The organism is Winogradskyella wichelsiae, from assembly GCF_013403925.1.
GTDB lineage: Bacteria > Bacteroidota > Bacteroidia > Flavobacteriales > Flavobacteriaceae > Winogradskyella > Winogradskyella wichelsiae.
Window position 1 is genome coordinate 337,234 of record NZ_JABFDJ010000001.1, and the last position, 11,978, is coordinate 349,211.

General features: G+C 33.5%; 12 protein-coding genes. All 12 read right to left on the bottom strand.

Going from position 1 to position 11,978, the window contains the following annotated elements:
- Positions 1-34: 34 nt before the first annotated feature.
- Positions 35-991, bottom strand: coding sequence for a glycosyltransferase (locus HM985_RS01585; RefSeq protein ID WP_179374550.1), 957 nt, complete (start codon positions 989-991; stop codon positions 35-37).
- Entirely contained in the window at positions 978-1,760 is a 783-nt protein-coding gene (locus tag HM985_RS01590; RefSeq protein WP_179374551.1) for a hypothetical protein, read from the bottom strand. The genes HM985_RS01585 and HM985_RS01590 overlap by 14 nt, the downstream gene beginning before the upstream one ends.
- Positions 1,744-2,556: a hypothetical protein gene (locus HM985_RS01595; protein WP_179374552.1), complete on the bottom strand. Its 813-nt coding sequence runs from the start codon at positions 2,554-2,556 to the stop codon at positions 1,744-1,746. The genes HM985_RS01590 and HM985_RS01595 overlap by 17 nt, the downstream gene beginning before the upstream one ends.
- Positions 2,557-2,561: 5 nt before the next feature.
- On the bottom strand, positions 2,562-4,316 hold the full coding sequence (locus HM985_RS01600; RefSeq protein ID WP_179374553.1) for an ABC transporter ATP-binding protein: 1,755 nt from the start codon (positions 4,314-4,316) through the stop codon (positions 2,562-2,564).
- Between the two features lie 117 nt (positions 4,317-4,433).
- Entirely contained in the window at positions 4,434-5,267 is an 834-nt protein-coding gene (gene cysQ, locus HM985_RS01605; protein WP_179374554.1) for a 3'(2'),5'-bisphosphate nucleotidase CysQ, read from the bottom strand.
- Between the two features lies 1 nt (position 5,268).
- Positions 5,269-5,625, bottom strand: coding sequence for a four helix bundle protein (locus HM985_RS01610; protein ID WP_179374555.1), 357 nt, complete (start codon positions 5,623-5,625; stop codon positions 5,269-5,271).
- Between the two features lie 249 nt (positions 5,626-5,874).
- Complete coding sequence (locus tag HM985_RS01615) at positions 5,875-7,131, bottom strand: sulfate adenylyltransferase subunit 1 (protein WP_179374556.1); 1,257 nt, start codon at positions 7,129-7,131, stop codon at positions 5,875-5,877.
- A gap of 304 nt (positions 7,132-7,435) precedes the next feature.
- Positions 7,436-8,341 carry a sulfate adenylyltransferase subunit CysD gene (cysD, locus tag HM985_RS01620; RefSeq protein WP_179374557.1) on the bottom strand — a complete coding sequence of 302 codons (906 nt, stop codon included), beginning with the start codon at positions 8,339-8,341 and terminating at the stop codon, positions 7,436-7,438.
- A complete protein-coding gene (cysC, locus tag HM985_RS01625) occupies positions 8,338-8,937 on the bottom strand; it encodes an adenylyl-sulfate kinase (protein ID WP_179374558.1) in 600 nt (199 codons plus the stop codon). Before cysC ends, cysD begins: the two co-directional genes overlap by 4 nt.
- Entirely contained in the window at positions 8,934-9,374 is a 441-nt protein-coding gene (locus tag HM985_RS01630) for a DUF2061 domain-containing protein (protein WP_179374559.1), read from the bottom strand. The genes cysC and HM985_RS01630 overlap by 4 nt, the downstream gene beginning before the upstream one ends.
- 4 nt (positions 9,375-9,378) lie before the next feature.
- Positions 9,379-10,326, bottom strand: coding sequence for a GDP-L-fucose synthase family protein (locus HM985_RS01635; RefSeq protein ID WP_179374560.1), 948 nt, complete (start codon positions 10,324-10,326; stop codon positions 9,379-9,381).
- A 4-nt stretch (positions 10,327-10,330) separates the two neighbouring features.
- Positions 10,331-11,446 (bottom strand): GDP-mannose 4,6-dehydratase, encoded by a 1,116-nt coding sequence (gmd, locus tag HM985_RS01640; RefSeq protein ID WP_179374561.1) that lies wholly within the window; start codon positions 11,444-11,446, stop codon positions 10,331-10,333.
- Positions 11,447-11,978 lie beyond the last annotated feature (532 nt).

Genomic DNA, 11,978 nt, shown 5'->3' on the forward strand with positions numbered 1-11,978 from the left:
TATTTTAGTATTGATTAATATGTCGAAAGATTTACTATCTGAAAATATGTAATAAATACTTCGGATTAAATCCTGAAATATGAAATGCTTGAAAAGAAAGTTTAATACTTTCATTAATGGATTGATTCGATTTAGACCAGTTTATTTTTCTAGATAAATCCTTTAAGATATAAGCGTCATTAATTTTATGAACTGTATTTTTTCCACTATTATTTCTAAGCCATTTTTTAAGCGCTAAACGCATGGTCATACTATAATACTCGTAAAACTTATTTCCAGTAGCATCTCCTTTTTTAATTGAGTTAATAACAGAGTTACCGTGTCTTCTAAAGGCATTTAAAGGTTCTGAAACAAATGCAACATGACCTCTACTTAACATTTTTATCCAAAGTAACCAATCTGCACAGTTTGGTATATTTTGATCTACACCTCCTATTTCTTTATATAATTCTTTTTTAAAAAGTACAGCACTCGCATTTGGAATTCCATTTTCAAAAATTAAATTTTTCTCAATAAAATCCTGACCATTCATTTCAAAGTCCGTTTTGAATATTGATTTGTTGGGCCCCTTAATATTTAAATCACACCATAATCCTTTCTCTTCTCCATGTTCGTTAACTACTTTAGATTCAGCAAAGCAAAGATCACTTTTATACGATTCTATTTTTTGTAAAAGCTTTTCTAATAGTGTTTCAGAACAATAATCATCTGCCTCTGCAATCCAGATATATTTACCCTTAGACAATTGAATGCCTTTATCCCATTGCGGAAAAGGACTACCAGCATTGGTTTCATTATAATAAACGCTTATTCTTTTGTCTTTAAAACCTTCTATAACTCTTTTACTATTATCTGTAGAACAGTCATCTAAAATTAGCAATTCAAAATTAGTATACGTTTGATCTAAGATGGATTGAATTCTTTGAGGTAAAAAGTGTTCGTAATTATAATTTGGAAGAATTATACTAACTAATGAATTATATATATTCATTTCCATATTTTGAAAGTTTTTTTATTGAATTCTGAGTCGAGTCTAAATCAAAGTTCAGATTTTTTAAATAATTCAGATCATTTTTACGTTTAAATCCAAAAACAAGTTGTCTTTTAACTATTGGTATATTATTGTTTAAAAGAGAATCTATGCTAAAAAACATTGGGTTTAAATTAATCTTACTACCCTCATCAAACATTACACTTGCGGCAATACTATTAGCTGATAGGTATGAGAACATACAAAGTTCATAATCATTTACAACATCTTGATAAGTGTCTTTAAGTCCTTCTTTCTCAAATTTATTATAAAGCCATTTAATAGAATTACCTTTAAAAACATGAAAATAAGATTGGTAGTGGTATGTATTTTCATTGGAACTAACTAAACCAATATATTCAGATTTTTGTTGTGAATACCAATCGAAAAAAGGTTTAAAAGGATTAACAAGAACACAAGAATCATTTGTAAGTAAAATAGAGTTATAGCTTTCTAAATTAATATTCTGCATAGCTTTATACCACATACCAAAATCATACCCTTCATTTTTAACAAATAATACATTTAAACTATTTAATTTAAATAAGGAACGGTTAAACGATTTTAAAAAAGTTTTATTTGTAGTAACTAAAATTATTTCAGAACAATATTTAGATAATTCTAAAATATATTGTTTTAGATATTTTGGAATTATATTTCCTTTGAAGTAGCATGATATAATGCAGACATCTACAGGTAACTGATTATTTGCATTACTTTTGGAAAGCATATATTTCGTTTTCTATCGTTTTTATTTTTGAAATCACATTAGGATTTATTAAATTAATTATATTTGCATTTATACTTGACACCTGATTTTTATCGAAAACCTCGTCAAATTCAACCATTTCAATATTAAAATTATTAGAATTTAAAAATTCTGACATTTTTACATTCGGGTTATCAATATCAACAATTATATAATTCTTTTCATCCATGTGTTTGACATGGTCTAAAATATATTCTAAATACTGACAATAAACTTCCGCATATTGATTTGATTTCTGATAATATTTTTTTTCATTAAGATATAATAATTCATGAACCTTTCTAGACGAAGGACTTCTCTGTGAAAGTTTCAATTCTTTCTTTCTCACACTTATATCTCTTTTTACTAAAGAATTTATGACATTTTCATAATTTCTTAATACTATAAAATACTTTGCATTAGGAATAAGATTTCTATAATGTTTTAAAAACAGGCAAGTTCTTGGGTCTTTCCAACCCCATTGTTTCCTTAGATTAGATTTAAAATTAATTATAGACTGCAGTCTTTCTATCTCATAATCGTTCAATTCAAAAGGTTTCAAATTACTTAATCCTCCAAAACCTATTCCAACTCTAGCCATAACAGCATCATGAAATTCTATAAAATCTAAATCTTCAAAATGCCCTTTATTATTACCAATATCTACTCCCAATAAACGATCGCCCAAGTCTAATCCAATAGCATTTAACCATTGGGACGTTAAAGATGTCCCTGACCGATGCATTCCTACTACGATTAATATATTACTACTTGACATACGGTCTATATTTTTTTAAAATCTAATTCCTTATTAACTATTTTTTTATCTTTTATTTCAAAAATTCTGTTACAATGAGCCAATGTACTTAGTCTATGCGCTATAATAATAATTGTTAACCTATCATCTGACAATGATTGTATCGAATCTGTGATATCTTTTTCTGTCTTAGAATCTAAGGAGGATGTAGCTTCATCTAAGAATATAACATCAGAATCAAAATATAAAGCTCGTGCTATTCCAATTCGCTGTCGCTGTCCTCCAGATAGTTTTGTACCATTCTCACCAATAATTTCATTCACGCCTTCTGGCAAATTAGATAACATACCTAATAAGTTCGCTTTGTTTAAAGCTTCATTTAGTTTTTCTTGATTAACCTCCTCATGTTTACAACCAAAAGCCACATTCTCGGCAATAGTACCATCTATTAAATACACCTGTTGTTGTACATAACCAATTTTGTTGTAAAAAGATTTTTCATGACTCACGTCTAATATCGTATCATCTATAAAATAGTTTCCTTTTGTGGGTGTAAGAAAACCAAGTAAAATATTCATTAATGTTGTTTTTCCTGCTCCAGAAGGTCCAACTAGTCCAATAACTTCTCCTTTTTTAATAGTTAAATTAATATTTTCTAATACAGGATCAGTACTACCAGGATAGGTAAAGTATACATTTTCTAACTTCAGATGCTTATTATACACTATCTCTTCTTCAATCACTGGTGTCAAGTTAGCTTGATCATTCTTTAACTGCCCTAGAACATTTAACACCCAATATGATCTATTTAGTCCGTTTATGGCAATCATCATCCTGTTTATGGAAGGCATTATTCTGTAACCCGCTATTGCAAAAAGTCCTAGCAACTTTAAAAGTTCAATTTTAGAAGGTAAATAATAAATTCCAAAAGATACTATAAGAGCTACTGCCAACATAATGGAACTTTCAATAACACGTGTTGGAGCTAAATTATAAACATTCGTTTTAATATCAACATCAACTAAATCATCTAAATTATCTTCAATTTTATTTCGAAAATCGTTCTCAGCTCCCATTATTTTAACATCTACAAAACCAAAAATACTCTGAAATAAATTTTTACCTATGATAGGACCTATTCTATTACTTATTTCACCTAGTTCCACAGACCGTTTTCTTACCCACATATAAAATATAATAAAAGGAGGTAATACAGTTACAAGTAATAGCAATAAGATTTTAAAATTGTATAATGCAATTCCTCCAACTATAAAAGTTAAAACAATCACTTCATTTAAAAAATTTAAAGTTCCTAACACCTGTATATTAGCAAATTGATTCGTTGCTGCTCTTAAATTTCGAACCACAACATTTGAATTTGTTGTCTTAAAAAAAGAAAATCCTTTTTTATAATATAACTTATGTAATCTTAACGTAAATTCTTTCGAAAGCCCTAATGCAAATTTTGAATTATATTTAATTATTAAAAGACCTATAATATTTTTTATTACCACAATAACAAACAAAACAATGGCAAGAATAACAATTAATTGATTTTCATTTGTAAGGCTTAATATATCATAAATCCATCTTAAAAAAGCATATTTTTCTATTACATTATCCTCTAATAAAACGGTAAATACAGGTATTAAAGCGCCTAATCCAAGTAAATCTAGAAAAGAGTTTACAAAAAGTAAACAAAAGACAATAAATAATTTCATTCTATCTTTGCCTGGTAAAACATCTAAGATAAACTTAACCGTCCTTATAACTATTTTCATTTTATATGTATTGTAATTATTATAGCTTATTAAAAAAGTGATAACACTTCTCTAATATGTTTTTTTAGGTTAAATGACAATTATGTTTACAGAAAACAACTAAACCAATATACTTTTTCACTTCACCAAAAACCAATGGTTCAATAAGGCTTCTCTATTATAGAGCATCGTTTGCTTCGTATCCCAATCAATAACGTCAAAACCAGCGTGTTCACAAATGGCTTGTCCGGCTGCCGTATCCCATTCCATGGTAGGGGCAAACCTTGGGTAACAATCGGCGGTGCCTTCGGCCACCATACACAACTTTAAGGAACTGCCCTTTGATATTAAGTTCACAGCACCATGCGTTTTGCGCATTTCGCTAACGTAATCTTCTGTTTCTGGTGACATATGCGAACGACTAGCCACAACAGTAAAAGTTTGATCGTCACGTTGCATCGGTAATTTTTGACTTTGCGCTATAAAAGAAGCAATGTTATAAGCATCAAGATTCACGGTGATTTTAAAAGCACCTAAATCGGTACTCGAAAAATAAAGCTCACCAGATACCGGGACAAAAACAACACCTAAAACTGTTTTCTGATTTTCTATTAAAGCGATATTAACGGTAAATTCACCATTACGCTTTATAAATTCTTTGGTCCCATCAATAGGATCTACAATCCATAACTGATGCCAATCTTTACGTTCGGAATAAGGTATAGCTTTGCCCTCTTCAGATAACACAGGGATATGCGTTTGGTCTAAATAACGGACAATAACATGGTGTGAAGCCACATCGGCTTTAGTCAAAGGAGAATCATCGCCTTTAAATTCCACACCAAAATCATCAGTGTTATAGATATCTAAAATAGATTTACCCGCCTCTAAGGCTGCTGTTATTGCTGTATGTAATAGTTTTGGTAATTGAGTATGATGATCACCACTTAAGTCAGTATGTCCTTGATTCATTTTAGGCCTTTATTTTTTTATTTAAAGCGTGCTTTAAACGGTATAACATTTTTTTTATGCTATTAATATTATTTTTTAGTAATTCAGGAAATGTAACATAACCAATACGTTCGGCTATAATTAATTGGGTATCAACCTCAGATAAGGATCCTGATGCAATATTCAAAAACCGTATAAAATCTTTAGTAGACCCTCGACTTGCCCCCTCGGCTATATTTGATGGTATTGAAACCGCCGCTCTTCTGAGTTGAGAAGTTAACCCATAATTTTCAGAAGAAGGAAAATCCTTAGTTAAGCTATAAATGTCCTCAACCAAATCTAAACTTAGTTTATAAACCTCTAAATCCTTATGAGTCATATGCTAATATTTTAAAATTCCTATTCTAAAGATTCACCATCTCACCCCTTCACCATCTCACCAATTCACCACCTCACCACTTCACCATCAAATCACCCCTTCACCATCTCACCATTAAATCACAACCTCACCACTTCACCATCAAATCACCCCTTCACCATCTCACCATCTCACCATTAAATCACCCCTTCACCATCTCACCATCTCACCACCTCACCATTAAATCACCATCTCACCATCAAATCACCATCAAACAATCATCCCAGCACCAATAGTCTCATTAGTCTGTTCATCAATAATGATAACACTTCCAGTTTGACGGTTCTTTTTATAAGCATCAAAAAACAAAGGCTTCGCGGTTCTTATCGATAAGCGCGCAATATCATTCATTTCTACTTTATCAATACCTTCAATACGGTGTAACGTATTAATATCTATTTTATATTTTAATTCCTTAACCATACCAACCGTTTCGTTTGTGGTATGCTTAATCACCACTTTAGTACGAGCATGAATAGGAGTACTACTCATCCATGACACTAAAACTTCAATATCTTGGCTAACTTCAGGAACATTATTTTCACGTACGATCATATCTCCACGACTGTTATCAATTTCATCTTCTAGAGTCATCGTCACAGACATAGGCGCAAAAGCTTCGGCAATCTGTTCGCCATTAAGCTCAATAGTCTTAATCGTCGTCACAAACCCTGAAGGTAAGGATTTCACCTTATCACCTGGTTTAAAAACACCACCATCAATACGACCAGCAAAACCGCGATAATCTTGGTGTTCTATAGTATGAGGACGAATTACAGATTGAATAGGAAAACGACAATCGACAAGATTATGGTCACTAGAAATATGAACCGTTTCTAAATGGTACATTAGAGTACTACCATCGTACCAGTCCATGTGTTCTGAACGGTTAACAACATTGTCTCCATTTAAGGCTGAAATAGGAATAAACTGAATATCTTTTATATCTAATTTTGAAGAAAACGCTTTAAAATCAGCAACGATTTTAGTATAAACCTCTTCGCTATAATCGACCAAATCCATTTTATTAACACATACAATAGCATGCGGTATACGTAATAAGGAAGCGATAAAAGCATGACGATGCGTTTGCTCTAACATCCCCTTACGGGCATCGACAAGAATAATAGCTAAGTTAGCCGTTGATGCACCAGTGACCATATTACGGGTGTACTGAATATGACCTGGGGTATCTGCAATGATAAATTTACGCTTTGGCGTTGCAAAATAACGGTAAGCCACATCAATAGTAATCCCTTGCTCACGTTCGGACTTTAAACCATCAGTTAATAAGGATAAATCCACATAATCAAAACCTTTACTTTTACTAGACGCTTCAACAGCATCTAATTGGTCTTGAAAAATTGATTTACTATCATAAAGCAAGCGCCCTATTAAAGTACTTTTTCCATCATCTACACTTCCTGCAGTTGTAAAACGTAATAATTCTATATTTTGATAATCCATTTTTTATGTCTTTATGAGCGTTGAGTCTTTTACTGTTGACGCTAAGCCCTCTAATCTATTCTCTTTATTTTTAATATACTGACGCAGAGTAAACACGAAGTTAAACAGAGAAAAACAAAACAATTGACCTTGTAAAAATAATGGCGAGTTGACTAAGCGGTAATTAGCAGTCTTCAACCTTCCTTTTTTTGTCAAGATTCTTTTCTCTATTTTCTCTTATCTATGCTCTATCCTCTTTTATCTATCCTCTAGACTCTTTTATCTATCCTCTAGACTCTTTTATCTATGCTCTAGACTCTAACCTCTAAAAATACCCCTGTTTTTTACGATCTTCCATAGCGGTTTCGGCACGTTTATCATCAGCACGACCACCACGTTCTGTGGTACGGGTTGTGGCTATTTCTTCAATGATTTTATCTAAATCATCGGCCGTAGATGCTACAGCTCCTGTAATAGGCATATCGCCACACGTACGGTAACGAATAGTCATATTAACCACTTCCTCACCTTCTTTTAATTTTATAAATTCAGAATTCGCTAAAATCACACCATCTCTAACAACACAATCACGTTGGTGAGAAAAGTATAAGGATGGCAAATCGATATTTTCTAATTTAATATATTCCCAAACGTCCATTTCTGTCCAGTTAGAAATTGGAAACACTCTAAAGTGCTCTCCATAATTTTTACGTCCATTGAATAAATTCCATAATTCTGGACGTTGATTTTTCGGATCCCATTGCCCAAATTCATCACGATGAGAAAAGAAACGTTCTTTGGCACGGGCTTTTTCTTCATCACGTCTTGCACCACCCATAGCAGCATCAACTTTATAGGCTTCAAGAGTGTCTAAAAGTGAAACGATTTGAAGGGAATTACGCGAAGCATCGGCTCCTGTTTCTTCTTTAGCACGCCCGTTATCTATAGCCTCTTGAACAGAACCAACAATAAGTGTGACCCCTAATTTCTCAACCAATGCATCTCTAAAAGCAATGGTTTCAGGGAAATTATGCCCCGTATCAATGTGTATTAAAGGAAACGGAATCTTTGCTGGAAAAAAGGCTTTCTTTGCCAAATGGGTTAATAAGATAGAATCTTTTCCCCCTGAAAATAATAATACAGGATTTTCAAATTGAGCAGCGATCTCTCTAATAACAAAGATGGCTTCAGATTCTAATTCTCTTAAGTGATTTATAATATAATTGCTCATGCTTCAATTTTTAATTTTTCAATAATAACGTCTAATATACTTTTAACGGAGACTTCAATCGGTTGACCGTCGGTAATAATTTCAATATCGGGGTTTATGGGCGCTTCATAGGGCGCTGAAATTCCTGTCATATTTTGTATGTCGCCAGCGCGCGCTTTTTTGTAAAGCCCTTTAACATCTCTTCGCTCACACTCTTCTAACGAAGTATTAACGTAAATTTCTATAAAGTTTTCAGCTCCTACAATAGCTTTAATGTTTGCTCTATCTTCTCTATATGGAGACACAAACGCTGCAATAGTAAGCAAACCTGCATCAACAAACAAATTGCCAACTTCTGCAATACGTCTAATATTCTCACTGCGGTCTTCTGGGGCAAAACTCAAATCTTTGTTAAGACCATTTCTAATATTATCACCATCCAAAACATAAGTGCTAACACCTAATTGGCGCAATTCAACTTCGACCAAATTGGCTAAAGTAGATTTCCCAGACCCTGACAAACCGGTAAACCATAACAGATAAGATTGATGCTTATGAAGTTGCTCACGATCTGCTTTGGTGACTTTATACTGATGTATAACGGTGTTATGACTCATAATTTCCTACGTTCTCTTAATTGTTGTAATCGCTTTTTTCTAATACGTTGATCTAATCCGAAATTAATACGGTACCATATTTTTTCGTGTCCAAAATACAATAACATTTTTGTAACCACTTCGGCTCCTCCTATTTTTAAACCGGTTAAGGGGTTGCCCGAAATAAGCCATCCCAATAACATGGTATCAAGCGTACCTACAGCACGCCAAGAAAATGTTTTTAAAATATGCCGCTTGTTTGAAGATTTAATTTTAGACCGAAACCACAGACGCTCATGACCATAATACAATAGCATTTTGGTAATCAATTCTAATCCTCCTATTTTTAAACCAATGGAAATATCATTAGAGATATACCAAGACAGCAAAAGGGTATCTAGTGTCCCTACCGCACGCCATGTAATGGTTTTAGCAATATGCCGTTTACTGAGTTTCACAAAATTATAATTTTACGGTTTTATAAGCACTTTGATGGGAACAAAACCAAGCGTAAGCATCTTTAATTCCTGCTTCTAAAGAATACTGAGGCTCCCACCCTAAGGCCCTTAATTTAGAACTATCCATGAGCTTTCGCGGTGTTCCATCGGGCTTTGTACGGTCCCAAACAATTTCACCGGTATGACCAACAATCTGTTGAATCGTTTCGGCTAAAGTTTTTATAGTAACGTCAGAACCGGTCCCCACATTGTATAAATGTTCGGGTAACACATGCCCTACAGCAAATAAAACGGCTTGCGCCAAATCATCGACATGTAAAAACTCACGCATGGGTGTACCACTTCCCCAAAGTCCTACCGCTTTATGGTTGGCTTTTGCCTCATGAAACTTACGAATCATAGCAGGCATAACATGAGAACTCTCTAAATCAAAATTATCATGAGGGCCATATAAATTGGTGGGCATTAGACTTACAAAGTCTTTCCCAAATTGTTTTCTTATAGCTTCACAAGCTTTTACACCAGCGATTTTTGCGATAGCATACCACTCATTTGTAGGCTCTAAACTATCGGTAAGTAAATAGTCTTCCTTTAGTGGCTGAGGCGCAAATTTAGGATAGATACAAGAACTACCTAAAAAGATGAATTTCTTAACGTCTAAATGATGAGCGGCATCAATGAGATTGTTTTGTATTTGTAGGTTTTCCATTAAAAATGGATAAGGAAAATTGTTGTTCGCTAAAATCCCTCCGACTTTGGCTGCCGCATCGATGATGATGTCTGGCTTTTCTTCTGCTACAAATGCATTAACGGCCTGCTGATTTCTTAAATCGAGCTTAGCACTTGTTCTACCAATTAAATGCGTATAACCTTGAGCTGTTAAGGCGCGCCATATAGCAGAACCCACCATACCTCTATGGCCTGCAATATATATTTTTGAAGTCTTAGTCATAGGATTATTCAAAATAATTCATGGTTTTATAACCGCCTTTTTCAAGATATTGTTGTTGCTGCATCAATTTAATATCACTCTGCATCATATCTTTAACAAGATCATTTAAATCATACTGACATTCCCAACCTAACTTTTCTTTGGCTTTGGTAGCATCACCAATCAACAACTCGACTTCCGTTGGTCTAAAGTAACGTGGATCTACAGCTAAGACTTCTTTACCAATTTCTAATTGATAGTCGGGGTTATGACATTTTGTAACATAAGCTTTTTCATTTTCGCCTTCGCCTTTAAACTCAAGTTCTACACCAACTTCTGCGAAACTCATATGCACAAAATCACGTATGCTAGTGGTTTTACCTGTAGCAATCACCCAGTCTTCAGCAGCTTCAGCTTGAAGTATCATCCACATCATACGGACATAATCTTTAGCATGACCCCAATCGCGTTGGGCATCTAAATTACCTAAGTAAAATTGATCTTGTAAGCCTAAGGCGATTCGAGATACGGCTCTTGTAATTTTTCTGGTCACAAAAGTCTCCCCTCTAATTGGGGATTCGTGATTGAATAAAATACCATTACAAGCATACATACCATAAGCTTCACGGTAATTCACGGTAATCCAATACGCATACATTTTTGCGACCGCATAGGGTGAACGGGGATAAAAAGGAGTGGTTTCTGATTGTGGCACTTCTTGAACTTTACCATACAACTCAGAAGTTGATGCTTGATAAATTCGTGTTTTTTTCTCGAGACCTAATAAACGAACAGCATCTAAAATTCGAAGTGTACCTAAACCATCAGCATTCCCAGTGTATTCTGGAATCTCAAAAGACACAGCAACATGACTCATAGCCGCTAGGTTATAAATCTCATCAGGTTGAATTTCTTTGATCAAACGGATCAAATTGGTACTATCCGTCATATCTCCATAATGCAGAAAGAAATTTTTATGATCAACATGCGGATCTTGATACAAATGATCGATACGATCCGTGTTAAACAATGAAGAACGGCGTTTTAACCCATGAACCTCATAGCCTTTCTTTAATAAAAACTCACTTAAATAAGCTCCATCTTGGCCTGTAACTCCTGTAATAAATGCTACTTTACTCATAAAATCAAATTAAACCACTGAGGTCTATTTAGGAATAATTAAAACACAAATTTAAAATAATTGGAGGAGTATACTAAAGAATTTAAAGAATTTAAAAATCTAAATACGAATCCTATGAGACTTACGCTTAGATTAAAAAAAACAGAAACTAAAAACCATTACATCGATAAACCGACTTAAATAACACACTAAACAACAACAAATTAAAACAACAAGACAGCATTCCGAAAGACAAATCACATAAAAGAAATACATATTTAATTTTCAAACAACCAAAAGCGTACAGCTGAAAAAGTCATAATACGAGAAGACCAATAACACACGATATAGCCACTTATAAGACGGAACAAATAAATAGTTCACCTGTTAACCCTATAGATACTCCCTAGATACTCCCTAGATACTCCGTAGATAGTCCATGGCTAATGTATACGATCAACATCAATAATAGCCATAAAATAAAAGCGATCAACTAAGACACTATGAACAACCAACCCGTAATTATGAACAACCAACACGTAATATATATTCA